Raw genomic sequence first — 25,313 nt, forward strand, 5'->3', positions numbered from 1 at the left:
GGTCATCAAACCTGGCGGAATGAGGTTTTCCGGGGCATCCGGGGGCCTGCGGAACGACGTCGTGCACGCCAGGCGTGCCCTTCACGTGGTGACACGGACACGAGGGCACGTGCCGGGGACACGGCAGGCGAAATCTGAGGACGAACGTCATGGGGCTGACCAGCCGGCCGCTGTTGTACGCCATGGGTGCACTCGCCGTGGCCTGTATGGGGCTCACCCTCTGGCTCTGGCCCCGGTGCGCCGGACGGGGGCCACGGGCGCTCCTGGGACGGCTCGGGGCCATCGCGGGCACCCAGCTGGCGGTCGTGGCCACGCTCGGGCTCGCGGTCAACGCCAACTTCCAGTTCTACGCCTCCTGGCACGAGCTGCTCGGCCTGTACGACGGTGCCCCGGCCGCCGTCGGCAAATGGGGCAAGGAGGGGGCGGCCGGGCCCGTCGGCGACCCGTCCAAGGGCCTCGTCCAGCCCTCCGGGCCCGACGGGCTCGACAAGGTGCACGGCCTGCCGAAGGGGCGCCCGGACCGGGCCGGCAGGGTGGAGTCCGTACGGATCGTGGGGAAGCGGACCCGGGTGGTGGACGGGGCGTATGTGTATCTGCCGCCGCAGTACTTCCAGCGGCAGTACGCGAAACAGCGCTTCCCCGTCGTCGTCGCGCTCAGCGGCTACCCGGGCGGCACCTTCCTGCTCGGCCAGCATCTGCGGCTGCCGCAGACCGCCGCCGGGCTGGTCCGCTCCGGAAAGATGCAGCCGACCATCATCGTCATGATGCGGCCCACCATCGCCCCGCCGCGCGACACCCAGTGCATGGACGTGCCCGGCGGCCCGCAGGCCGAGACCTTCTTCGCACGGGACGTCCCGGACGCGCTGCGGTCCCACTACCGCGTCGGCGACGACCCGGGCAGCTGGGGCGTCCTCGGCTACTCCTCGGGCGGCAGCTGCGCCCTCCAGCTGGTCATGCGGCACGACCGGACCTACACCGCGGCGGCCGCCCTCTCGCCCGACTACAAGGTCAGCAACGACCCGACCACCGGCAACCTCTTCGGCGACGGCAAGGACCGGATTCGGCGCCGACAGGAGCACGATCTGATGTGGCGGCTGGCGCATCTGCCCGCGCCCGAGGTCAACGTCCTGGTGGGCACGAGCCGTACGGGCGAGAAGAACTACCCGGCGGCCAAGGCGTTCCTGGGCGCCGTGCGGCCCCCGATGACGGCGGATTCGATCATCCTCGGCCACGGCAGCCACAACTTCGCCACCTGGCGCCGCGAACTGCCCGCCGCGCTCCAGTGGATGAGCAGGTCACTGACGTTCCCGGAGGACGTGGTGGGCAACTCCTAGGGGCCCGCGCCACCGAACGCGAGGGGCTCCCGGTCAAGAAGACCGGGAGCCCCTCGCGTCGTGTGCGCGTCGCGTCAGTCCTTGATCTCGCAGATCACCGCGCCGGAGGTGAGGGCGGCGCCGACCTCGGCGGTCAGGCCCTTGATGGTGCCGGAGCGGTGGGCGTTGAGGGGCTGTTCCATCTTCATGGCCTCCAGGACGACGACCAGTTCGCCCTCGACGACCTGCTGGCCTTCCTCGACGGCGACCTTGACGATGGTGCCCTGCATCGGGGAGGCCAGGGCGTCGCCGGAGGCGGCGCCGGTGGACTTCTTGGTGGCCTTGCGCTTGGGCTTGGCGCCGCCGGCGACCGCGGCGCGGGCGAGCGGCATGCCCAGCGAGGAGGGCAGGGAGACCTCCAGGCGCTTGCCGCCGACCTCGACCACGACCGTCTCGCGGCTGTCGCTCTCGGCCTCCTCGGCGCCGGGGGCGGCGAACGGGGGGATCTCGTTGACGAACTCGGTCTCGATCCAGCGGGTGTGGACGGTGAACGGTTCGGTGGAGCCGGTCAGTTCGGGTGCGAAGGCCGGGTCCTTGACGACCGTGCGGTGGAAGGGGATGGCGGTGGCCATGCCCTCGACGGTGAATTCGTTCAGGGCGCGGGCGGCGCGCTGGAGGGCCTGTGCGCGGGTGGCGCCGGTGACGATGAGCTTGGCGAGGAGGGAGTCCCAGGCGGGGCCGATGACCGAGCCGGACTCCACGCCCGCGTCCAGGCGCACGCCGGGGCCGGCGGGTGCGTCGAACGTGGTGACGGTGCCGGGTGCGGGCAGGAAGTTGCGGCCGGGGTCTTCGCCGTTGATGCGGAATTCGAAGGAGTGGCCGCGCACGGCGGGGTCGTCGTAGCCGAGTTCCTCGCCGTCGGCGATGCGGAACATTTCGCGGACGAGGTCGAGGCCGGTGACCTCTTCGGTGACGGGGTGTTCGACCTGGAGGCGGGTGTTGACCTCCAGGAAGGAGATGGTGCCGTCCTGGCCGACGAGGAATTCGCAGGTGCCGGCGCCTTCGTAGCCGGCTTCCTTGAGGATGGCCTTGGAGGCGCGGTAGAGCTCGGCGTTCTGCTCGTCGGAGAGGAAGGGCGCCGGGGCCTCCTCGACCAGCTTCTGGTGGCGGCGCTGGAGGGAGCAGTCGCGGGTGGAGACGACTACGACGTTGCCGTGCTTGTCGGCCAGGCACTGGGTTTCGACGTGGCGGGGGCGGTCGAGGTAGCGCTCGACGAAGCATTCGCCGCGGCCGAAGGCGGCCACGGCCTCGCGGACGGCGGAGTCGTAGAGCTCGGGGACTTCTTCGAGGGTGCGGGCGACCTTCAGGCCGCGGCCGCCGCCGCCGAAGGCGGCCTTGATGGCGATGGGCAGGCCGTGTTCCTGGGCGAAGGCGACGACCTCGTCGGATCCGGAGACGGGGTCGGGGGTGCCGGCGACCAGGGGTGCGCCGGCGCGCTGGGCGATGTGGCGGGCTGCGACCTTGTCGCCGAGGTCGCGGATGGCGTGCGGCGGGGGGCCGATCCAGGTCAGTCCGGCGTCCAGGACGGCCTGGGCGAATTCGGCGTTCTCGGAGAGGAAGCCGTAGCCGGGGTGGATGGCGTCCGCGCCGGAGTCGGCGGCGGCCTGGAGCACCTTGGCGATGTCGAGGTAGCTGGTGGCCGGGGTGTCACCGCCCAGGGCGTAGGCCTCGTCTGCCGCACGGACATGCAGGGCGTCCCGGTCGGGCTCGGCGTAGACCGCCACACTCCCGATCCCGGCGTCCCGGCAGGCTCGGGCAACCCGAACGGCGATCTCGCCACGGTTCGCGATGAGCACCTTGCGCACGATGGGTCCTTCCTTGGCGCTACGCCGCAACTAATTAACGTCGCGAGTTTAGGGACTGGCGACACCGCGTGCCGAGTCGCTCCCAGGGGTGAGCTTGCCCACACGGAGCGTGCCGAGGGTGCCAGCGGGGGTCCGAACTCCCCTGATAGCCCAGGGTAGGCCGGGAATCGGCGGTCGGTCATCAACCCTCGGTGTGGTCTAGGTCTCTGGGGGGCTGTGTCCGGCGGGTCGTCAATTCTTTGTGGAGTCCCTACGAATGGGCGAAGGAAACTTTGCGCCCCGCTCGCCCGGCGGGAGGGTGAACGCCCGCCGGCCCGCAGACCACCCGCGCAGACCCCTTGCCCCAGCTATTACCCGGCAGTAGCGTGCCGATGTCTCGATACTCGCGGTAACGGCGATGACGGCGGAAGTGGGTGGGCGGGGTGGTGGCGCGCAGACCGGTGGCCCTGGTGGCGGCGGTGATGCTGATCCTGGAGGCGCTCGGGTTCGTTCTCCTCAACTGGATCCTGAGCATTGTGGTGGATCATCAGCAGATGTCGCTCGCGGGGCTCAAGCCCGGCGCGATGTCCGTGGGGGCGTGGGCCGGCGGGATCTTCTTCGGGCTCTATCTCGTCTTCTGCGCCGTCCTCCTGGCCCGCACCGCCCTGCGCGACCGCGCACCCGGCGGTTTCACCCGGATCGTCCTGATCACCTGCGCGGTGGTGCAGGGACTGCTCGGCGCCTTCGCCGTCGGACTGGTGGGCTGGCCCGCGTTCGCCGTGATGATGGTGGTGCTGGCGATGATCGTGCTGACCCTGGTGGCGTACGGGGAGCCGAAGGAGACGGCGGCCGACGGGCCGACGGGCGGCGGGCCCGGCGGCGAGGCGATCGGCGCGGCGGCCGGACCGGCCTGACCGCCGGATTTCCTGACCGCCGGACCCCTTGACCGCCGGACCCCCTGACCGCCGGATCTCTGACCGCCGAGGCCGCCGGACGTCCCGCGGGGCCGCCCGTGGCCGGAACGGCGCCCCTCGGTAGGCTCATCGCGCCATGGGGCGTCGAGGGGGCGGTGCGGCATGCACGGGCTGGACACGGGAGTTGGGCACACAGAGGCCGGGCGCCGCATCGGGCCGTACACCGTGCTCGGCACGCTCGACGGCGACGACGCCTCCGGCCCGTCCGGAACATCCGGTATGCCCCTTCCTGAGCGGCGGTTTCTCGCCCGCAGCGCGGACGGCGCCCGTACGGTCCTGATCAGCGTCCCGCTGCCGGGCGCCGACCCCGGGCGCTTCCTGGCCGAGGCCGAGGTGTCGCGCTATCTGCTCGGCCCGTGGTCCTCTCCGGCCACCGAACTCGCCCCGCCCGGCGCGCAGCCCTGGCACGCCCGCCCGTATCTGCCCGCGCTGCCGCTGCCCGCCGCGCTCGCTCACCACGGCGGCCCGCTGCCCGTACGCACCGTCAGGGCCCTGGGCGCCGCCCTGGTGGAGACCCTCGTCATCGGGCACGGACAGGGCCTGGCGCACGCCGGGATCTCGCCCGCCGCCGTCCTGCTGGCCGCCGACGGCCCCCGGCTCACCTGCTTCGGTGCGGTACGGGCCGCCGCAGCGGACGGCACCCCGCGTTCCGGCCTGCCCGGCCTGGAGTCGGGCAGCCTGCCCCCGGAACAGGCCGCGGGACGGACCCCCGACCCGCTCGGCGATCTCTACGCGCTCGGCGCCACGCTCGCCTACGCCGCCACCGGCCACACCGTCCCCGAGCGCGACGAGATCCCCGGCCCGCTGCGGGCCGTCATCTCCGGCTGCCTCGCCCGTGACCCGGCCCTGCGTCCGCGCCCCGCCGAGCTGCTGGACGCACTCGCGCCGGCCGGCGCGCCGGCCCCGCCTCCCACGGCCACCCCGGCACCCGGCCCCGCGGAGGGCCGTGCCCACGCCCTGCTCACGCCCGGCTGGCTGCCCGGCCGCCTCATCGCGGCCCTGGCCCGCCAGTCGGCCGCACTCCTCGCCGCCACCCTCCCGGCCGCGTCCGCGACAGCCCAGGACTGAACCCCCATGCCTCTGCCCCTCACCCACGACGATCCCGAAGACCTCGGCCCCTATCGCCTCGTCGCCCGCCTTGGCAGCGGCGGGATGGGCACCGTCTACCTGGCCCGCTCCCCGGGCGGCCGGATCCTCGCCCTCAAGACGATGCACGCCACGATGGCCTCCGAGGCCGCCTTCCGCACCCGCTTCCGGCTGGAGGCGGACGCCGCCCGGGTCATCGGCGGCCGCTACGGCGCCCAGGTCGTCGATGCCGACCCGCTGGCCACAACCCCCTGGTTCGCCACCGAGTACGTCCTCGGCCCGCCGCTCGACGAGGCCGTGGAGCAGTCCGGCCCGCTGCCCGAGGCGTCCGTACGGGCCCTGGGTGCGGCGCTGTGCGAGGCGCTGGGGCAGCTGCACCGCTCCGACGTCGTCCACCGCGACCTCAAACCGTCCAACATCATGGTCACCGCCCACGGGCCGAAGGTCATCGACTTCGGTATCGCCCGTGCCCTCGGCGACACCCACCTGACCCACACCGGCAGCGCGGTCGGCACCCCGGCGTTCATGTCACCGGAGCAGGCCACCGGCGAGGAACACACCCCGGCCGGCGATGTGTTCGCGCTCGCCGGGGTCCTGGCCTTCGCTGCCACCGGCCGCGGCCCCTTCGGCGACGGTCGGCCCGCCGACCTCGTCTACCGCGTCCGCTATGGCGACCCGGACCTCACCGGCACCCCCGAGGCCCTGGTCCCCGTCCTGTCGCACTGCCTGGCCAAGGACCCGGCGGCGCGCCCCACCACGGCCGAGTTGCAGTCCCAACTCCACGACGGGCAAGGGGAGTTCGCCGACCATCTGCCCGATACGGTGCTGGCGCTGATCGGGGCACGGGCCGCCGGCGTCTGGCAGCCCGTGCCGCCGCGGCTGCCCGCCCCGGCCGAGGCGCCGGCCGTGCCCGACACCGTGCCGGTCGCCACCGGCTCCTCCCGCCGCGGCCTGCTGCTGGGCGCGGCTGGTGCCGTACTGGGCCTGGGCGGGGCGGGCGCCGGTGCCTGGGCCTGGCTCGGCGGGGGCGATGCGCCGCCGCCCGCCCCGGCCCCGTACAAGAAGCCGGTGCCCGGTCCGAGCGTCGGGGCGCTGCCCAAGAAGAAGTGGGACTCGCTGTGGCACTTCCAGCCCGGCGGCATCGACAAGGACGAGACGCCCGAGATGCCGCTGGTGGTCGGCGGCAGGGCCCTCATGGTCTGCGGCGCCACCGTCTACGGCATCAACCCGGCATCCGGGGACGTCACCTGGACGTCGGACGTGGACGCCTCCTGGCACTTCGCCTCCGATGGCAGCCGCGTCTACCGCATCGTGAACCTGAAGACCCCGCCGGGCATCTCCCGCGCCCTCGCCCCCCTCGACCTCGCCACCGGCAGGACCCAGAAGCCCGAGGCCGACCTGAGGGACGCGCGGGGCAAGCTCTTCGGCGTCCAGCTGCTGGCCGTCTCCGGCGGCACCGCGTACCTGTGCGTGCTCCAGCGGGACAAGATCAAGCAGTACGACCGGCAGATGCCCTGGAACGTCACCGCCGTGGACGTCCGCACGGGCCGCAAGCGGTGGTACGAGCCGGTTCCGTTCCACTCCCAGAAGTCCGACGAGGCGCACTTCCTGGCGGCGACCGTCGCCGCCGGCCGCCTCGTCGCCCTCCAGCTCATGAACGACGGCACGGTGCGGATCGTCGCCCGCGACACCCGTACCGGAAAGTCCGTCTGGGAGCGGCCGCTCAAGGGCGCGCGGCCCGATGACGTCCGGTATCCGCTGACGGCCGACGGCAGGCACCTCTACCTGGGCGTCGGCCCGCTGCGCGCGCTGCGGCTGAGCGACGGCGGGCAGGCGTGGGCCGCGGAGGGGACGTATGGGCCGCCGGCGCTCAAGGACGGGGTGCTGTACGCCGCGCGCAAGGGCACAGGTCTGACGGCGGTCGAGGCCGCCACCGGGAAGCCCCGATGGGCCCAGCGGGACGCCTACGGACCGCGCACCGCCCTCACCGCCCGTCCCGTCATCGGCCCCCGCCACGCCTACACCCTCAGCACGGCCGACGGGGTGCTGCGTGCGGTCGGCCTCGCTTCGCACACCACCGCCCGGCAGTACAAAACCACTGGGACGCGTTTCATCGCCGACGAGCACAACAAGGTGATCCTCGCCTCCGACGACCACTTCCTGGCCGCCTTCCCCCTCCAGTAGCCCCTCATCGACCCGTCCGCCCCCCCCCGGAGTCCGCTCACCATGAAACCCCTCGGCACCGGCGACCCCCTTCGCCTCGGCCCCTACCGCCTGCTCGGTGTGCTCGGCGAGGGCGGTATGGGAAAGGTCTACGTCGGGCTGGACGGCGCCGGGACCGTTGCGGCGGTCAAGGTGCTGCGCCCCGAGCTCACGCACGAACCGAACCTCGCCCAGCGTTTCGTCCGCGAGGCGCAGACCGCGCAGGCCGTCCGCAGCAAGGGCGTGGCGGCCGTCCTGGGCGCGCAGACCGAGGGCGGCCGTCCCTGGATCGCCACCGAATTCCTGGCCGGTCCGACCCTCGACGAGGCCGTCGGGTCCTACGGCCCCTTCGGTGAACCGGCCGTCCGCGCCCTTGCCGCCGCCCTCGCCCGCACCCTCGCCGACATCCACGCCACCGGCCTGATCCACCGGGACCTCAAGCCCCCGAACATCGTCCTGACGTCGAGCGGCCCGCGCATCATCGACTTCGGCATCGCCCGCCCCGAACACGGCCTCACCCTCACCGCCACCGGGCAGGTCCCGGTCACCCCCGGCTACGGCGCGCCCGAACAGGTCCTGGGCCGCCGGGTCGCCGCCCCCGCCGACGTCTTCTCACTCGGCGCGGTCCTGGTCTACGCGGCGAGCGGCCGGCGCGCCTTCGACGCCACCCATGTCCCCGCCCTCCAGTACAAGGTCGTCCACGAGGAGCCGGACCTGGCGGCCGTACCGGAGGCGCTGCGTGCCCTGATCGCCCCGTGCCTGGCCAAGGACCCGGCCGCCCGGCCCACGCCGGACCGGATCGCCGCGGCCTTCGCGCCGCCGCGGGGAGCCGAACGGGCCTGGCGGCGCGGCCGGGTGGCCGAGGAGATCAAGCAGCGCGAGAGCGGCGTCCACGAGCTGACCGCGCCGACGCTGCCCGACGCCGGCCGCCCCGTGACCCGGCGCCGGCTGGTGACCGGCCTCGCGGCGGGCGGTGCGGTTCTCGCGGCGGGCGGTGGCGCGGCGCTCGCCTGGTGGCCGGGCCCCGAGCAGCGGCGGCCCGCGAAGAAGAAGGACCTCTTCGCCTTCCCGCCCGCCGTCCCGACCCCCGCGGCGCATGTGCTCAACGCGGACGACGGTGACTTCGTCATCGGCGGCTCGCCGAAGGCGCTCTGGGGGCCGATCGAGGTCCTCGCCGACGACACCCCGGCGCCGCTGCCGGTACGGGACGTCATCGTCGTCGGCGCCTGGGGCGGCGGCATCGCGGCGTACAACGTCGTGGACGGCAAACGGCGCTGGGCCGCCCGCGGCGTCAAGGCCACCGGCCGCTACCTCTCCCTCTCCGACCGCCTGATCGCGGCCGTCGACGACCACGGCACCCTGCGCACGTTCGTGCCCTCCACCGGCGAGCCTCGGTGGACTGCCGACGCCGGTCTGGACGCGCTGCTGGCTGCCGACGACGAGGCGGTCTACGCCGTGACCAAGGACCACCGGCTGCGCGCCGTCGGCCGATCCGACGGGAAGATCCGCTGGACCGCCCCGATCGACGCGCCGTTCCGCACCAGGATCAACCCGCCCGGAGTCACCGCCCACGGCCGCCTGGTCGTGGGCACCGCCGACGGCAACGTCCTGGCCGTGGACACCGCGAACGGCCGCCACAGCTGGGACCTGCGCGGCCAGTCCGACTCCTACGTCCGCCCGTCCTGTTACGGCGACACTGTCTACTTCGGCGGCAGGTCGATGACGGCCCGCAGGATCACCGACGGCAAGAAGCGGTGGACCGTCAGGAAACGCGGCCTGGACGGGACGTTCAACTCGTGGGGCCCGGTGACCGCCACCGCGGACGTCCTGTACGCGACCTACCAGGCGTACCGGGACGGGCAGTCCACGCTGCCGGACGCCTGGAAGCCCGCCGACGGCAGCTCCGTCTTCCAGATCCGCGGCTCGTCCAACATCTACACACCCGTCGTCCCCCAGGGGAACGGCCTCTGGACGATCCAGGGTGACGGCTTCTACGAGGTCGACGCGATGACCGCCAAGGACGGCTACCCGGTCCTGACGTTCAAACTGCCCGAGGCCAAACGCCAGTGGCTGGTGGCCGACGGCAACCGCGTCTTCGTCATGAACGACGGGTCGCTGTACGCGCTTCCGGTGTTCTGACGCGCCGTCCGCGGCTCCGGGTCCGGCCCGGGCCCGCGGGTGCTCAGCCCTTCACCGGCGCATGCTCCCTCAGCACCGCCACGAACGCCCGCATCCACTCCGGCTGGTCGGGCCAGGCGCGGGCCGAGACCATCATGCCGTCCACGACCGCGGGGCCGTCGACGAAGTCGGCGCCGGCCAGTTCCACGTCCGGCGCACAGGCGGGGTAGGCGGAGGTGCGGCGGCCCTTGAGGACGCCGAGGGGGGCCAGGGCGATGGCCGCGTGGCAGATATGGGCGACGGGCTTGGCGGCGTCGAAGAAGTGGGTGACGACGCGGGGGAAGTCGGGGTCGCCTCGCAGATACTCGGGCGCCCGGCCGCCGGGCAGCACCAAGGCGGCGTACTCGGCCGGATCGACCTCGGACAGCGCGAGGTCGGCGGGCCAGGAGTGGCCCTGGCGCTCGGTGTAGGTGTCGTAGCCCTCGACGAAGTCATGGGTGACGAACGACAGTTTCTTGCGGGAGGGCGCCGCGACGTCGACGTCGTAGCCCTCCTCCAGCAGCCGCTGGTACGGGTAGAAGAACTCCAGGTCCTCGGTGGCGTCGCCGGCGACGAGCAGGATCTTGGGCATGGACGGGACTCCTCGGGATCGTGGCGGAACCGGTGCGGTGCTCCGGTTCCGCCACGATGCACGCAGTCGCCCGCCCACGGGGAGTGGCCGGGGCCGGATTCCGGCCATCGGGTGAATCCCGCGGGATCACGTCCACAGGTCGGTGATGGCGATGCCCAGATCGGCGAGCAGGCGGCGCAGCAGCGGGAGGGAGAGGCCGATGACGTTGCCGGGGTCGCCGTCGATGCCGTCGATGAAGGGGGCCGAGCGGCCGTCGAGGGTGAAGGCACCGGCGACGAAGAGGGGTTCGCCGCTGGCGACGTAGGCGGCGATCTCGGTGTCGGTGGGGTCGCCGAAGCGGACGGTGGTGGCGGCGGTGGCGGAGGTCTCGCGGCCGGTGGCGGTGTCGATGACGCAGTGGCCGGTCTGGAGGATGCCGGAGCGGCCGCGCATGGCCTTCCAGCGGGCGGTGGCGTCCTCGGCGTCGGCGGGCTTGCCCAGGGCGCGGCCGTCCAGCTCCAGGACCGAGTCGCAGCCGATGACCAGGGCGCCCGCGGCCTCCGGCCGGGCGGCGACCGCGGCGGCCTTCGCCTCGGCCAGCACGCGGGCCAGCTCACCCGGCGTGGCGGCGGTCAGCGCGTCCTCGTCGACGCCGCTGACGATGACCTCGGGCGCCATACCCGCCTGCTGGAGCAGCCCCAGACGGGCGGGGGACTGGGAGGCGAGCACGAGGCGGCGGGCGCCGGGGGCGGGCTCGGGAAGGTGGTGGGCACGGTGCGCTGCGGTCATGCCCGTCATCGTACGGAGGCCGCGGCGCGCGGTGTACGGCGCTCTGCCCGGCACCCGGCCCGCGCACGCCCCGTCCGCGGCCCTCCCGCGTCCCGCCCGCCTACTTGCGCAGCACCGCCTCCATCACGGACTTGGCGATCGGGCCGCCCAGCTTGCCGCCGGCGATCTCCGAACGCGGGATGTCCATGTCCTTGGGGTCGACGAAGACGGCCACCGCGACCGGCGAGGAGCCGTCGGCCTGCTTGGCGTAGGAGACGAACCAGGCGTAGGGCCGCTCGTCGTTGACGTTGGCGCCGTGCTGCGCGGTGCCGGTCTTGCCGCCGACCGTGACGCCGTCGATCGCGGCCTTGTCCGCGGTGCCGTCCGAGACGGTGTACTCCATCATCTCCTGCACCTTCTTGGCGGTGTTCGCGGAGACGGCCTGCGGGTCGTCGGGGTGCAGCGGCGCTGGCTTGGTCTTCTCGATGGTGGTCATCCCCGGGCCCTGGAGCTCGTCGACCAGATACGGCTTCATCACCTTGCCGTTGTTGGCGATCCCGGCGACGACCATGGCCATCTGGAGCGGCGTGCTGGTCACACTGCCCTGGCCCATCCCGGTCAGCGCGGTCTGCGGCTGGTCGAGCTTGGCGGGATAGCCGCCGGCGCTCGCGCGCACGGGGATGAACTGCTCCTTGTTGAAGCCGAACTTCTCGGCCGTCTCGCGCATCTTGTCCGTCCCCAGCTTGTGGGCCGCGTCCAGGAAGACGTTGTTGCACGACCACTGCATCCCGGTCTTCAGCGATGCCTTGTCGCAGGGTGCACCGGCCACGTCGTTGCCGACCTGGGTGCGGGTCTGGGGCAGGGTGTACGGGGCGGGGGCGCCGGAGGAGGCGTTGATGTCGGTGACCGTGCCGTGCTCCAGGGCCGCGGCCGCGGTGAGGATCTTGAAGGTGGAGCCGGGCGGGTAGATCTCGCGCAGCGCCCGGTTGTTCATCGGCTTGCTCTTGTCGGCGTCCAGCGCCTGGTACTTACGGCCCTCGGCCAGGCTCAGCCCGGTGAAGGACGACGGATCGTAGGACGGCGTGCTGGCCAGCGCGAGGATCCTGCCGCTGCGCGGGTCGAGGGCCACCACCGCGCCGCGGGCGTGCAGATCGGTCAGGCCCTTGTAGGCGGCCTTCTGCGCCTTCTCGTCGATGGTGGTGATCACATCGCCGCCGCGCGGCTTCTCCCCGGTCAGCACGGCCTTGGCGCGGTTGAAGAAGAGCCGGTCGTCCTTGCCGCTGAGGATGTCCTTGTAGACGCCCTCCAGCATGCTCTCGCCCTGCGCCTGCGAGGCGTAGCCGGTGATCGGCGCGTACATCGGACCGTTCTTGTAGGTCCGCTTGTACTTGAAGTCGCCGTCGGTGGCCACCGATCCGGTGACCGGTTTGCCGCCGACGATGATGTTGCCGCGGGGGTAGGAGTACGCCTCGATCTTGACCCGGCGGTTGTTCGGATCCTTGGCGAGCGCGTCGCCGGTGACGAACTGGACCCAGGTCACCCGCACCAGCAGCGCGAGGACCAGCACCCCGCAGAAGACGGCTATGTGCCGCAGCGGTCGGTTCATCGCGTCGCACTCCCACACCCCAGGGGCGCAACGGGTCGAATCACCACCCGCCCACCCGAATTGCACTCTTCGGGAGGTAAAGATGCGACGCGAGGGGCAAAGGTTGCGTTTACCGCCGGGCGGAGCCTCACCGCCGGGGTTTTCCTCACCGCCAGACGAGGAGGAACGTCAGCACCAGGGTGGCCGTGGCCAGCACGATGCCCATCCGGCGGAGCTTGTTCTGCACCTCGCGCAGCTCCTCGGGCGGTTCATCGGGCGGATCGGACCACAGCATGCGACCGATGCTGCGCCCGTCGCGGCGGCGGCGCCTGAGTACGCGTACTCAGGCACCACCGTCCGAAGGACTAGTCAGTGCACGATGCACCGATCCACCGGGGGCAGGCGGGGTGCGAGATGCGTCACATACCGCGAACGGCAACCGGCAACGGCCCCTGCCCCGGCTGGCCTAGTGCGGCCAGAAGCTGGTCCGCCAGGCCCGCGGTCCCGGATGCGGCACCCGGCGGGCCGGGACCGTGGAGGCCGGGTCCGACCACTCGTTGCCGCGTTCCGGCCCTCCCGGCACGACGGCAGCGGCGGCCGCCGCGCGGGCCTGCACCACCGCCAGTGCGGCGGCCAGCTCCTCCGGGGTCGGGTTGCCCCGTACGACCTTGATCATCAGCGAACGACCTCCTCGGGGGCTGCGGGTCAGAGCGGAATGTTGCCGTGCTTCTTCGGCGGCAGCGCCTCGCGCTTGTTGCGCAGCGTGCGCAGCCCGCGGACGATGTGGCGCCGCGTCTCGGACGGCATGATCACCGCGTCGACATAGCCGCGTTCGGCCGCGATGTACGGGTTGAGCAGCGTGTTCTCGTACTCCTGGATCAGCTCCTGGCGCCGGGCCTCCTGCTCCGCCGGGTCCTCGATCGCGGCGAGCGTGCGGCGGTGCAGGATGTTGACCGCGCCCTGCGCGCCCATGACGGCGATCTGCGCCGTCGGCCAGGCCAGGTTGAGGTCGGCGCCCAGGTGCTTGGAGCCCATGACGTCGTACGCGCCGCCGAACGCCTTGCGGGTGATGATCGTGATCAGCGGGACGGTCGCCTCGGCGTAGGCGTAGATCAGCTTGGCGCCGCGCCGGATGATGCCGTCGTACTCCTGGTCCGTGCCCGGCAGGAAGCCCGGGACGTCCACGAAGGTGACGACCGGGATGTTGTACGCGTCGCAGGTGCGCACGAAGCGCGCGGCCTTCTCGGACGCCTTGATGTCGAGGATGCCGGCGAACTGCATCGGCTGGTTGGCGACGATGCCCACCGAGTGGCCCTCGACCCGCCCGTAGCCGGTGATGATGTTCGGCGCGAACAGCGCCTGGGTCTCCAGGAACTCGCCGTCGTCCAGCACATGCTCGATCGCGGTGTGCATGTCGTAGGGCTGGTTCGCGGAGTCCGGGATCAGGACGTCCAGCTCGCGGTCGTGGTCCGAGGTCTCCAGGTCCGCCTCCTCGGGGAAGGACGGCGGCTCGGAGAGGTTGTTGGACGGCAGGTAGGACAGCAGCGCCTTGACGTACTCGATGGCGTCCTTCTCGTCGCCCGCCATGTGGTGCGCCACACCGGAGGTGGTGTTGTGCGTCCGCGCGCCGCCCAGCTCCTCGAAGCCGACGTCCTCGCCGGTGACGGTCTTGATGACGTCGGGACCGGTGATGAACATGTGCGAGGTCTGGTCGACCATGACCGTGAAGTCGGTGATGGCGGGGGAGTAGACCGCGCCGCCCGCGCACGGACCGACGATCAGCGAGATCTGCGGGATCACACCGGAGGCATGGGTGTTGCGGCGGAAGATCTCGCCGTACGCGCCGAGCGAGACCACGCCCTCCTGGATGCGGGCGCCGCCGGAGTCGTTGATGCCGATCACCGGACAGCCGTTCTTCAGCGCGAAGTCCATGACCTTGACGATCTTCTCGCCGAAGACACCGCCGAGCGCACCGCCGAAGACCGTGAAGTCCTGGGAGAAGACCGCCACCGGGCGGCCGTCGACCGTGCCGTAGCCGGTGACCACACCGTCGCCGTACGGCCGGTTCTGCTCCATGCCGAAGTCGGTGGAGCGGTGCCGCGCGAACTCGTCGAGCTCGACGAACGAGCCCTCGTCCAGCAGCAGACCGATGCGCTCACGCGCCGTCAGCTTCCCCTTCGCATGCTGCTTTTCCACCGCGCGGGCGGAACCGGCATGCGTGGCCTCGTCGACCCGTCGCTGAAGATCCGCCAGTTTGCCCGCGGTGGTGTTGCTGCCTGAAGTGTTCAAAGCGGTTGCTTCCGGTTCGGACATCGGGATGCGGCTCCTGCTCGTCCTGGACTGGTGCTCGTACTGAGGGGTGGTACGGGTCCCGTACGCATGCGGTCCGCGTGTCGTACGGGTGTGGCTACCGACTCGTAGCGTATCGGCGGGACTGCTCTGCGGCACTGCGTCGTTGACCACACCTAGGCTGGTCCCATGACGCCTCAACCACCGGGAAAACAGGACAAAGACGCAGGCCGCTGGTCCGATCTGGACCGCCCGCCGCTGAGCGGGCCGGCGCTGCGCCGGGCCCTGGTGCGGCCCGGGTCACTGTGGACCTCCCTGGACGTCGTCGCCGCCACCGGCTCCACCAACAGCGACCTCGCCGCCCGCGCCGCCAAGGGCGAGGTCACCGAGGGTGCCGTCCTGGTCGCCGAGGAGCAGTCGGCCGGCCGCGGCCGCCTCGACCGCCGCTGGTCCGCGCCGCCCCGCTCCGGGCTCTTCTTCTCCGTCTACCTCACCCCCCGCGTCCCGATGGCGCGCTGGGGCTGGCTGCCGCTGCTGACCGGAGTGGCCACCGCCGCCGCCCTGGCCCGCAGCGCCGGCGTCGACACCCTCCTCAAGTGGCCCAACGACCTCCTGGTCACGGTCGACGGCGAGGAACGCAAAACCGGCGGCATCCTCGCCGAACGCGCAGGTGACGGCGTCGTCATCGGCATCGGCCTGAACGTCAGCCTGCGCGCCGACGAACTCCCCGTCCCCACCGCCGGCTCCCTCGCGCTGGCCGGCGCCCCCGGCACCGACCGCGACCCCCTGCTGCGCGCCGTCCTGCGCTCCCTGGAGGACTGGTACGCCAAGTGGCAGGACGCCATCGGCGACCCCGCCGCCAGCCGCCTCCAGGAGACCTACGCGGCCGGCTGCGCCACCCTGGGCCGCACCGTCCGTGCCGAACTCCCCGGCGACGCCGAACTGCTCGGCGAGGCGGTGGCGATCGACGGCGAGGGCCGCCTGATCGTGGCCACCGAGGGCGGCGGCCGGCAGCCGGTGGCGGCCGGCGACATCGTGCACCTGCGGGCGGCCGGAGGGGGGTACTCGGGGGAGACGGGGTGAGGTGCGCCGCCCCCGGGGCACCCCGGCGCGCCGGGGCACCACCACTTCTTCCATGGTCAGCGGTGACATATGAGAGTGAGCCAGAGCACACCTGCCGTATCGTTGGGGCGGTCCGCCGGGGAGCGGACCTCGGGCGAGAAGTGATCGGAAGGGCAGTGCGCAGGGACCGGACAGGGAGCAGGCGGTGACCGCGGACGACCCGGGCGCCGCCCCGGCGAGGGACGAGGACACCGGCCCGGAGGACGAGGCGGCCGCCACAACGGACGGGCCGCTCGCCATCCGCCTCGAACAACTCATCCTCGGCGCCGACCGTCGCTATACGCCGTTCCAGGCGGCCCGCGCCGCCGGCGTATCGATGGATCTCGCGGCCCGCTTCTGGCGCGCCATGGGCTTCGCCGACATCGGCCAGGTCAAGGCGCTGACCGAGGCCGACGTCCTGGCGCTGCGGCGGCTGGCCGGTCTGGTCGAGGCGGGTCTGCTGAGCGAGGCGATGGCCGTACAGGTCGCCCGCTCCACCGGCCAGACCACCGCCCGCCTCGCCGACTGGCAGATCGACTCCTTCCTGGAGGGCCTGACCGAACCGGCCGACACGGGCCTGACCCGCACCGAGATCACCTACCCCCTGGTCGAGCTGCTCCTGCCCGAGCTGGAGGAGTTCCTGGTCTACGTCTGGCGGCGCCAGCTGGCCGCGGCCACCGGCCGGGTCGTACAGGCCCAGGACGACGCGGAGATGGTCGACCGCCGCCTGGCCGTGGGCTTCGCCGACCTGGTGGGCTTCACCCGGCTGACCCGCCGCCTGGAGGAGGAGGAACTGGGCGAGCTGGTGGAGGCGTTCGAGACCACCTGCGCCGACCTGGTGGCGGCCCACGGCGGCCGGCTGATCAAGACGCTCGGCGACGAGGTCCTCTTCTCCGCCGACGACGCGGGTATCGCCGCCGAGATCGGGCTGCGGCTGATCGAGACCATGACGCACGACGAGACGATGCCGGAGCTGCGGGTCGGCATCGCGTTCGGCACGGTCACGACCCGGATGGGCGACGTCTTCGGCACCACCGTCAATCTGGCCAGCCGGCTGACCTCGATAGCGCCCAAGGACACCGTCCTGGTGGACGAGGCGTTCGCCGAGGAGCTGGGCCGCACCGGCGAGGCGCCGGTCTCCGAGGCCGACGCCGCGGCCGCCCAGAAGGCCGCCGACGAGGGCACCGGCGAGCCGCCGCCCCCCTACCGCTTCGCCCTCCAGCCGATGTGGCAGCGCCCGGTCCGCGGCCTGGGCGTCATCGAGCCCTGGCTGCTCAGCCGCCGGGGCTGAGGAGGACGCCGGGGAGCCGGCCCCGAGCCCCCTCCTGTTCGCCGCGCCCCGTACCTGAAATGATCCTGCCGGATCACTCAGGTCAACGGTCGTTAACCGGGAGGGCGCATGCAGCGGTTCGGTGAAGAGGGCTGGGTCGGGATCGAGCGGCACGGTTTCGTGGCGGAGCTGGTCATGGACCGCCCCAAGGCCATGAACGCGGTCTCCACGGCGATGGCCGACGCCCTGGCGCAGGCGTGCGCCGAGCTGGCCGGCGACCGTTCCGTACGGGTCGTGGTGCTCACCTCCACCCATGAGCGGGCGTTCTGCGTGGGCGCCGACCTCAAGGAGCGCAACTCCTTCACGGACGCCGATCTCAGGCGTCAGCGGCCGCACACCCGCGCCGCCTACACCGGGGTGCTGGAGCTGCCCGTGCCCACCATCGCCGCCGTCCACGGCTTCGCCCTCGGCGGCGGTTTCGAGCTGGCGCTGGCCTGCGATCTGATCGTGGCCGACGGCAGCGCGGTGGTCGGGCTGCCGGAGGTGTCGGTGGGCGTGATCCCCGGCGGCGGGGGCACCCAGCTGCTGCCGCGCCGGGTGGGTGCGGCGCGGGCCGCGGAACTGATCTTCACCGCGCGCCGGGTGCCGGCCGCCGAGGCCGCCGGGCTGGGCCTGGTGGATCAGCTGGTCGACGACGGACAGGACCGAGCGGAGGCGCTGGCGCTGGCGGCCCGGATCGCCCGCAATTCGCCGGTCGGTCTGCGCGCCGCGAAGCGGGCCCTGCGCCTGGGGCACGGCCTCGACCTGCGGGCGGGGCTGGAGCTGGAGGACGGCGCCTGGCAGAGCGTCGCCTTCTCCGGTGACCGGGCGGAGGGCGTCGCGGCGTTCAACGAGAAGCGGTACCCGGACTGGCCGGGGGAGTGAGCCGCGGGGCCGGGGGCGTGAGCTGCCGCCCCTGGCCATGTCCTCCGGGGCGCCGGGCGCAACCACCAACGGCTCCTGCCCCGGCTCACCCCGCCGCGGGGTACCCGTCGTGGCCATCGCCGGAGGTAATGCCCGCTCGAAAGGCGCGAATAGGGTTAAACATTCCTACGCTGGAGTGCAAGGGTGTGCTCACGGTTACGGAATGTGAGGATCCGGTGACGCGCGAGGCCGACGGCGATACGAGGCTGCGGGCAGTGGTGGAACTGGCGCAGGCGATGGCGGCCGCGCACACTCCGTGCGAATCGGCGCGAGCGGCCGCCCTGGGGGCGCAGCGGGCCCTGGGCGGCTCGTTCGCGGCGGTCTCCCAGTGGGAGCGCGAGCTGGGCAAGCTGCGGGTGCTGGTCAACGTCGGCGAACTGGCCGAGGGGGAGCGGGAGTTCCCCGAGGACGAGTCGTACCCGGTGCACGAATTCCCCGAGATCGTCGGATTCCTGCACGAGCGGTGGGCCGGCGGCGGCGAGCCCAGCGCCTGGGTGGAGACCGCCGAAGAGCCCTATTCCGCGAACCGGGCGGCCGGCGGCCGCTACAACCACCAGAGGGTGGCCGCGCTGCGCCGCCGGGGCCGCGGCTGCTGCGTGGTGGCGCCGATCGTGCTCGACGGGCGGGCCTGGGGCGAGCTGTATGTCGCACGGCGCCTGGGGGAGCCGGCCTTCGCCCGCCCGGACGCCGATTTCGCCACCGTCCTCGCCGCCGTCGCCGCCGCCGGGATCGCCCAGACCGAGCGCCTCGCCGAGGCCCGCCGGCTGGCGTTCACCGATGCGCTGACGGGGCTGGCCAACCGCCGCGCCGTGGACCGTCGGCTGGACGAGGCGCTGGAGCTGCACCGCCGCGACGGCGCGGTGGTCAGCCTGGTGGTGTGCGACCTCAACGGTCTGAAGGCGGTGAACGACTCGCGCGGCCACGCCGTCGGCGACCGGCTGCTGGAACGCTTCGGCTCGGTGCTCTCCCTGTGCGGCGCCATACTGCCCGGCACCCTCGCGGCCCGGCTCGGCGGCGACGAGTTCTGTCTGCTGGCGGTCGGCCCGTCGGCCGAGGAAGTGGTCAAGGTGGCGGGCGAACTGTGCGCGCGGGCCGGCGAGTTGGACCTGGGTGACGGGGTCGCGGTCGGGGTCGCCTCGACCGGCGATCCGATCGGCCCGGTGTACTCCGCGCGCCGCCTGTTCCGGCTCGCGGACGCCGCGCAGTACCGCGCCAAGGCCGCCCGCTCCGGCGCGCCGGTGGTCGCCGGGGCGCACGGCGGCCCGGACGATCCCGTCGTGCGGCTCGCGGATTCCCCCGAGCCGCGGCAGGGTCCCGAACGCCGGCGGTTCAGGAGGTGAGGCGGGGTGCGCCAAGGCGACGGGCGGGGCGGCGGGTAAGGGGCGAGTCCGTAATCCAGTAGTGACAGATCGGGTGGTGACATCCGGCGATTCAGTCTCTAGGGTGCCTGAATATGGATATGCACACTGTGGTGCTGGGGACGTCCGGCACGACCGCACAGGACGTCATCGCGGTGGCCCGCGGCGAGGCCCGCATCGAGCTGCCCGAAGAGACGCTCACGGCCGTCGCGGCCTCCCGTGCCTTCATCGACGACCTCGCCGCCAAACCCGACCCCGTCTACGGCGTCTCCACCGGCTTCGGCGCCCTCGCCGTCCGCCACATCAGCCCCGAGCTGCGCGCCCAGCTCCAGCGCAACATCGTGCGCTCGCACGCGGCCGGCATGGGCCCGCGGGTCGAGCGCGAGGTCGTCCGCGCGCTGATGTTCCTGCGCCTGAAGACCCTCGCCTCGGGCCGCACCGGCGTCCGCCCCCTCGTCGTCGAGACCATGGCCGCCATACTCAACGCCGGCATCACGCCCGTCGTCCACGAATACGGCTCCCTCGGCTGCTCCGGCGACCTCGCCCCCCTCTCGCACTGCGCGCTGACCCTGATGGGCGAGGGCGAGGCCGAGGGCCCCGACGGCGTCGTACGGCCCTCCGGCGAGCTGCTGGCCGCCCACGGCATCGCCCCCGTCGTCCTGCGCGAGAAGGAGGGCCTGGCCCTCCTCAACGGCACCGACGGCATGCTCGGCATGCTCGTGATGGCCTGCGCCGACCTCGCCCGCCTGTTCACCTCCGCCGACATCACCGCCGCCCTCTCCCTGGAGGCGCTGCTCGGCACGGACAAGGTCCTCGCTCCCGAGCTGCACACCATCCGCCCGCACCCCGGCCAGGCCGCCTCGGCCGCCAACATGCTCAAGGTGCTGGCCGGTTCCGGCTTCACCGGGCACCACCAGGACGACGCCCCGCGCGTCCAGGACGCCTACTCCATCCGCTGCGCCCCTCAGGTCGCCGGCGCCGGCCGCGACACCCTCGACCACGCCCGCCTGGTCGCCGACCGCGAACTGGCCGCCGCCGTCGACAACCCCGTCGTCCTGCCCGACGGACGGGTCGAGTCCAACGGCAACTTCCACGGCGCCCCCGTCGCCTACGTCCTGGACTTCCTGGCCATCGCCGCCGCCGATCTCGGCTCCATCGCCGAGCGCCGCACCGACCGCCTCCTGGACAAGAACCGCTCGCACGGCCTGCCCGCCTTCCTGGCCGGCGACCCGGGCGTCGACTCGGGCCTGATGATCGCCCAGTACACCCAGGCCGCCCTGGTCAGCGAGCTCAAGCGACTGGCCGCGCCCGCCTCGGTGGACTCCATCCCGTCCTCCGCCATGCAGGAGGACCACGTCTCCATGGGCTGGTCCGCGGCCCGCAAGCTGCGCACCGCCGTCGACAACCTCACCCGCATCGTCGCCGTCGAGCTCTACGCCGCCACCCGCGCCATCGAGATGCGCGACGGCCTGACGGCGGCCCCCGCCACCCTCGCGGTGCTCGACGCGGTGCGCGCCGCGGGCATCGAGGGACCGGGCGAGGACCGCTTCCTGGCACCCGACCTGGAGGCCGCTTACGCCTTCGTACGGGACGGGAAGCTGGTCGAGGCAGTCGAGACGGTCACCGGCGAGCTGGCCTGACACCGGGGCCCGTCCGAGGCGGACGCGGGGCCGTCGCCCGGACGGCCCCGCGGTGGCTCATGCGGCCTCCGCGTGCCGCACGGGGGCTCGCCAGGGCTCATGCGGCCTCGCCGGGCCTCCGGCGGGCGGAGCGGGTCACCAGCCCGGCGCCGAGGGCGAGCAGCGCGCTGCCGCCGAGGGCGTAGGGCGTGACATCGGGTCCGCCGCTGACGGCGAGCAGGCGGCCGGGCCCGTTCGTGCCCGCGACGCCGGCCGCCGCGGCGCGAGGGACCGCCGGGGCCGTCCGCACACCGGTGGTGGCCGGGGGCCCGTCCTCGTCCGCGCTCGCATGCGCGGACGGTACGAACCACAGGGCGCCCAGCACCGACGCCGCGGCGACGGCGGTCAGGAGCGGCCGCCGCGCGGAGCCCGAACGATCCTCCACGATCCTCCTTGCGGGCCCGGTGCACCCGGCAGTGCTGACGGGCCGTCGAGAGCCGTCGATATCGGCCGCTGTAGGGGCCGTTGACCTCAGATGTTAGTGACCGCCGCGGGTCGCGGGGAAGTCGGACGCCCGGGTGCTTACTCTCCGTCCCATGAGCAATGGTGAGACATCACGTTTTGTACGGCTTCATGTGGAGCTGGTCATGGAGGTGACCGACGCCGACCGGCTGACCGGCGCCGCCCTCGACCACATCGGCGGCGACCCGTCCCTCCCCGACGACCAGCGCCGCCAGGCCCTGGACACCGTCCGGGAGGACCCCGCGGAGGCGCTGGCCCACCTCGTCGACCCCTTCGACCTCGTCACGGCGGTGCCGGGCACCGAGCTCGCCCACGCCTCCTGGAGCAGTGAGGAGATGACCGACTACGACCCGGACGCCGAATGGGACGCGGCGGAATGGGACCTGGCGGACGACACCCCCGCCGAGGCCTGACCGGCCACCCCCACCCGTCGAGGCCCGACCGGTCTCGGCCTCTCCCGGCCCCCGCAGACGAGAGCCTTCCGTACGGCCTCCCCCCTGCGGGGGCCTCCGATGCGGCGATACGCACCCCTTACGTCCGTTTTGAGTGGCATCCCCCACAAAGCCTTTTCTTTTCCGTGGGTGTGCCACACGGTCGATAAGGCACATACGTCCAAAGCTCGACCCATCGGATCGGGAGTTCTGTCGCAAGCGCTGTCGGGAGTTCTGGGTTCGGTAGCAATGGAGAAACGCGTGATAACGCACAGCAATCGCCGCACCGGCCTCATCGCCGGCGCCGTCCTCCTGGGCGGCGTACTGACCATCACGGCGTGCGGCGGCGCGCACGGTGACAGCGGCCCTGCCGCGTCCGGCCCCCACGGTGACAGCGGACCCACCGCGTCCGGTGCCCCCGCGCCGCGCCACGAGAATGCGCAGCAGGTCGACGCGGCGGCCGCCCAGGACGCCTCGCAGGCACAGATCCAGATCGCTCCCGCCGACGGCTCGACCGGCGTCGGCGTCAACAGCGGCGCCCGGGTCACGGTCAGCGGCGGCAAGCTCACCGACGTCACCATGACCTCCGTGAACGCCCGCACCACCGTCGCCGGCAGCTTCTCCGCCGACGGCACCTCCTGGAAGCCGGACACCGCGCTGGCCCGCTCCACGACCTACAAGGTCACCGCGCACGCCGTCGACGACCAGGGCCGCAAGGCGGTGGAGAACTCCACCTTCACCACCGTCTCCCCGGACCCCCACACCTTCGTCGGCAACTTCACCCCGGAGGACGGTTCCACCGTCGGCGTCGGCATGCCGGTGTCGATCAACTTCGACAAGCCGGTGGTCGACAAGACCAGCGTGGAATCCGCGATCAACGTCGCCTCCAGCAGCAACCAGCAGGTCGTCGGCCACTGGTTCGGCAACAAGCGGCTGGACTTCCGCCCCCGGACGTACTGGAAGCCCAACTCCGAGGTCACCGTCAAGCTCGGCCTGACCGGCGTCGAGGCGTCCCCCGGCGTCAGGGGCGTCCAGAACAAGACCGTCCACTTCACCGTCGGCCATTCCCAGATCAGCACCGTCGACGCCAAGAAGCACACCATGACCGTCGTCCGCGACGGCCGCGTCCTCCGCACCATCCCGATCTCCTCGGGCTCCACGGAGCACCCGACCTACAACGGCCAGATGGTCATCTCCGAACGCTTCAAGCAGACCCGGATGAACGGCTCCACCGTCGGCCTCGTCAAGAAGAACGGCAAGGGCGAATACGACATCCCCGATGTCCCGCACGCCATGCGCCTGTCGACGTCCGGCACCTTCATCCACGGCAACTACTGGGGCAAGGGCATCTTCGGCCACGCCAACACCAGCCACGGCTGCATCGGCCTCCAGGACGTCCGCGGCGCGGGCGACCCCACCACCGACGCCGCCTGGTTCTTCCAGCACTCCCGCATCGGTGACGTCGTCAAGGTCGTCAACTCCGGTGACCGCACCATCCAGCCCGACAACGGCCTCAACGGCTGGAACATGCCGTGGTCCCAGTGGGTCGCGGGGAGCGCCGTGGGCTGACCTGATCTGACCTGATCTGGTCCGAGCTGTTGGCTCGCCTCGGACGGGGACATGATCGCTGCCGGCGCCCGGCGCCGCCGTTTTCACGGCGCGCCGGGCGTCGGCGTGTGTGCGGTGGCCGGGCCCGCCCGGCCACCGGGGCGCGGTGGCGGGGCCGCCGTCCGTACCCTGACCTGGTGAGCAGGCACGGCGACAGCGGCAGCGGAGAGCGCGGCGGACGAGGCGAGCGCGGCGGAACCCGGAAATCCGGGGGCAGCGGCGGACGAGGCGAAGGCGCCGGGCGGCGCGAGAGCACCCGGCGGACGGCCCCCGCGGCCGACGAACCGCTCGCCGACGAGCTGGTCGCCGACGTCCTCGGCCGCGTCCGTTACGCGGCGGACGGGGCCGCGGCCGAGGACGCCGTCGAGGCCGGGGCCTCCCTGCTGGCCGCCGCACCCGCGGGCTGGGAGGCGGTGAGCGCCGCCGTGGTCGCGGCCGCCGCGGCCGGCGCGGCACAGTGCTGGACGGGCGGCTGGCAGCCCGCCGACCTGGAGCGCTTCCTACGGCGCGCGGCGGACGGGGCGACCCACGCCGAACTCGCCGTGGACGCGATAGCCGCCGACGCGGCCCGCAACCCGGCCACCCGCACCCCGCGCGGCCCCCGCTGGGCCGACCAGCTGCGACGACTCGGCGCCGACGTCTGGTGGGAGGCCGACCGCGGCTACCTCGACGCCCTGGCCCGGCGCCGCCGCACCACCCGCTTCCAGACCGCCTACGACACCCTGGCCGCCCTGCGCGCCCTCGCCCGGGTCCCGCGCATCACCCCGCTGCCCTCCCCACCCGCACCCCCGGCCGCACACGCCCGCAGCGCCGCCGCCTCCCGCGCCCTCGGCCGCATCCGCGGCCTGCTCGCCAAGGCCGAGGCGACGACCTTCGCCGAGGAGGCGGAGGCGCTCTCCGCCAAGGCACAGGAACTGATGGCCCGGCACAGCATCGACGAGGCCCTCCTGGACAGCGCGGCCGGCTCCCCGCACGGCACGGCGGGCGGCCCGTCGGCGATCCGTATCGGCATCGAGGGCCCCTACGAACAGGCCAAGGCGCTCCTCCTGGACGCCGTCGCCACCGCCAACCGCTGCCAAGCCGTATGGGCCGCCGACATCGGCTTCTCCACCCTCATCGGCTTCGCACCCGACCTGGAGGCCACCGAACTCCTCTACACCTCGCTCCTCCTCCAGTCCACCACCGCCATGCACCGCGCCGGCGACGCCCACGCCCGCAAGAAGGACGAGGCCCCCGCGCGCAAGAAGCAGGACGGCGCGCCCCTCACCCGCGGCCGCTCCCGCCGCACCCGCGACTTCCGCCAGACCTTCCTCGTCGCCTACGCCGACCGCATCCGCACCCGCCTCACCACAGCCACCGAAGCCGCCACCACCGCAGCCACCACCGATTCCCCCGCCCCCGACCTGCTCCCCGTCCTCGCCGCCCGCGAACTCGCCGTGGAAGAAACCACCGAATCCCTCTTCCCCCACACCGCCCCCGTCCGCCTCCGCGGCATCCACGACCCCGCCGGCTGGCACGCCGGCAACCAGGCAGCCGACCGCGCCCACCTGGGAGACGGCACCCCCTGACACCCGCCTACTCGGCCACTCGAACCGCCACTTGGCCAACCGTCACCTCCGCCCGACCACCCGTGGCCGGTGTGCCGTAGGACT

21 protein-coding genes are annotated in these 25,313 nt (G+C 72.8%); 13 read left to right on the plus strand and 8 right to left on the minus strand.

The genetic code is table 11. From position 1 onward, the window contains the following. The first annotated feature begins 149 nt into the window (after positions 1-149). A complete protein-coding gene (locus B1H19_RS25790; RefSeq protein WP_083107133.1) occupies positions 150-1,334 on the plus strand; it encodes an alpha/beta hydrolase in 1,185 nt (394 codons plus the stop codon). A 74-nt stretch (positions 1,335-1,408) separates the two neighbouring features. Here the strand turns inward: B1H19_RS25790 and B1H19_RS25795 are convergent, their stop codons facing one another. Further along, the gene (locus tag B1H19_RS25795; RefSeq protein ID WP_083107134.1) at positions 1,409-3,178 is read right to left on the minus strand and encodes an ATP-binding protein; all 1,770 of its coding nucleotides are present in this window, start codon (positions 3,176-3,178) and stop codon (positions 1,409-1,411) included. A gap of 425 nt (positions 3,179-3,603) precedes the next feature. Between B1H19_RS25795 and B1H19_RS25800 the strand changes: the two genes are divergently transcribed. From B1H19_RS25800 to B1H19_RS25815, 4 genes are all read left to right on the plus strand, one after another. After that, the gene (locus B1H19_RS25800; RefSeq protein ID WP_418361524.1) at positions 3,604-4,071 is read left to right on the plus strand and encodes a hypothetical protein; all 468 of its coding nucleotides are present in this window, start codon (positions 3,604-3,606) and stop codon (positions 4,069-4,071) included. 162 nt (positions 4,072-4,233) lie between these two features. Beyond that, positions 4,234-5,199, plus strand: coding sequence for a protein kinase family protein (locus B1H19_RS25805; RefSeq protein ID WP_083107135.1), 966 nt, complete (start codon positions 4,234-4,236; stop codon positions 5,197-5,199). Positions 5,200-5,205: 6 nt separating this feature from the next. After that, positions 5,206-7,401 (plus strand): protein kinase domain-containing protein, encoded by a 2,196-nt coding sequence (locus tag B1H19_RS25810; protein ID WP_083107136.1) that lies wholly within the window; start codon positions 5,206-5,208, stop codon positions 7,399-7,401. Between the two features lie 42 nt (positions 7,402-7,443). Further along, positions 7,444-9,558 (plus strand): protein kinase domain-containing protein, encoded by a 2,115-nt coding sequence (locus B1H19_RS25815; RefSeq protein ID WP_083107137.1) that lies wholly within the window; start codon positions 7,444-7,446, stop codon positions 9,556-9,558. A 43-nt stretch (positions 9,559-9,601) separates the two neighbouring features. Here B1H19_RS25815 and B1H19_RS25820 read toward each other — a convergent pair whose 3' ends face one another. From B1H19_RS25820 to B1H19_RS25840, 6 genes are all read right to left on the minus strand, one after another. Then, positions 9,602-10,168 carry a DJ-1/PfpI family protein gene (locus B1H19_RS25820; RefSeq protein WP_083107138.1) on the minus strand — a complete coding sequence of 189 codons (567 nt, stop codon included), beginning with the start codon at positions 10,166-10,168 and terminating at the stop codon, positions 9,602-9,604. A 126-nt stretch (positions 10,169-10,294) separates the two neighbouring features. Beyond that, positions 10,295-10,936 (minus strand): Maf family protein, encoded by a 642-nt coding sequence (locus tag B1H19_RS25825; protein ID WP_083107139.1) that lies wholly within the window; start codon positions 10,934-10,936, stop codon positions 10,295-10,297. 100 nt (positions 10,937-11,036) lie between these two features. Further along, the gene (locus B1H19_RS25830) at positions 11,037-12,521 is read right to left on the minus strand and encodes a peptidoglycan D,D-transpeptidase FtsI family protein (RefSeq protein WP_083107140.1); all 1,485 of its coding nucleotides are present in this window, start codon (positions 12,519-12,521) and stop codon (positions 11,037-11,039) included. 145 nt (positions 12,522-12,666) lie between these two features. After that, positions 12,667-12,795: a morphogenic membrane protein MmpB gene (mmpB, locus tag B1H19_RS40380; protein ID WP_257789452.1), complete on the minus strand. Its 129-nt coding sequence runs from the start codon at positions 12,793-12,795 to the stop codon at positions 12,667-12,669. 171 nt (positions 12,796-12,966) lie between these two features. After that, a complete protein-coding gene (locus B1H19_RS25835; protein WP_044368163.1) occupies positions 12,967-13,176 on the minus strand; it encodes an acyl-CoA carboxylase subunit epsilon in 210 nt (69 codons plus the stop codon). Positions 13,177-13,205: 29 nt separating this feature from the next. Then, entirely contained in the window at positions 13,206-14,813 is a 1,608-nt protein-coding gene (locus tag B1H19_RS25840) for an acyl-CoA carboxylase subunit beta (protein ID WP_083107141.1), read from the minus strand. Positions 14,814-14,978: 165 nt separating this feature from the next. On the opposite strand from B1H19_RS25840, the gene B1H19_RS25845 reads away from it, so the two are divergent. The 5 genes from B1H19_RS25845 (at position 14,979) to hutH (ending at position 21,121) form a co-directional block, all read left to right on the plus strand. Beyond that, entirely contained in the window at positions 14,979-15,872 is an 894-nt protein-coding gene (locus B1H19_RS25845; protein ID WP_083107142.1) for a biotin--[acetyl-CoA-carboxylase] ligase, read from the plus strand. Between the two features lie 184 nt (positions 15,873-16,056). Next, positions 16,057-17,181, plus strand: a complete 1,125-nt coding sequence (locus tag B1H19_RS25850; protein ID WP_083107143.1) for an adenylate/guanylate cyclase domain-containing protein — start codon at positions 16,057-16,059, stop codon at positions 17,179-17,181. 108 nt (positions 17,182-17,289) lie between these two features. Continuing rightward, positions 17,290-18,084 carry an enoyl-CoA hydratase/isomerase family protein gene (locus tag B1H19_RS25855; protein WP_083107144.1) on the plus strand — a complete coding sequence of 265 codons (795 nt, stop codon included), beginning with the start codon at positions 17,290-17,292 and terminating at the stop codon, positions 18,082-18,084. Between the two features lie 275 nt (positions 18,085-18,359). Then, positions 18,360-19,463, plus strand: coding sequence for a GGDEF domain-containing protein (locus B1H19_RS25860; RefSeq protein ID WP_237289887.1), 1,104 nt, complete (start codon positions 18,360-18,362; stop codon positions 19,461-19,463). A gap of 113 nt (positions 19,464-19,576) precedes the next feature. Then, positions 19,577-21,121 (plus strand): histidine ammonia-lyase, encoded by a 1,545-nt coding sequence (gene hutH, locus B1H19_RS25865; protein WP_083107146.1) that lies wholly within the window; start codon positions 19,577-19,579, stop codon positions 21,119-21,121. Positions 21,122-21,218: 97 nt separating this feature from the next. On the opposite strand, the gene B1H19_RS25870 is transcribed toward hutH, so the two are convergent. After that, positions 21,219-21,545 carry a hypothetical protein gene (locus tag B1H19_RS25870; RefSeq protein WP_083107147.1) on the minus strand — a complete coding sequence of 109 codons (327 nt, stop codon included), beginning with the start codon at positions 21,543-21,545 and terminating at the stop codon, positions 21,219-21,221. 151 nt (positions 21,546-21,696) lie between these two features. On the opposite strand from B1H19_RS25870, the gene B1H19_RS25875 reads away from it, so the two are divergent. The 3 genes from B1H19_RS25875 (at position 21,697) to B1H19_RS25885 (ending at position 25,229) form a co-directional block, all read left to right on the plus strand. Further along, positions 21,697-22,035 (plus strand): hypothetical protein, encoded by a 339-nt coding sequence (locus tag B1H19_RS25875; RefSeq protein WP_083107148.1) that lies wholly within the window; start codon positions 21,697-21,699, stop codon positions 22,033-22,035. A 282-nt stretch (positions 22,036-22,317) separates the two neighbouring features. Then, positions 22,318-23,622 (plus strand): L,D-transpeptidase, encoded by a 1,305-nt coding sequence (locus B1H19_RS25880; RefSeq protein WP_083109882.1) that lies wholly within the window; start codon positions 22,318-22,320, stop codon positions 23,620-23,622. Between the two features lie 176 nt (positions 23,623-23,798). Next, positions 23,799-25,229 (plus strand): DUF2786 domain-containing protein, encoded by a 1,431-nt coding sequence (locus tag B1H19_RS25885; RefSeq protein WP_083107149.1) that lies wholly within the window; start codon positions 23,799-23,801, stop codon positions 25,227-25,229. Positions 25,230-25,313 lie beyond the last annotated feature (84 nt).

Origin of the sequence: Streptomyces gilvosporeus (assembly GCF_002082195.1) — a bacterium.
Classification (GTDB): domain Bacteria; phylum Actinomycetota; class Actinomycetes; order Streptomycetales; family Streptomycetaceae; genus Streptomyces; species Streptomyces gilvosporeus.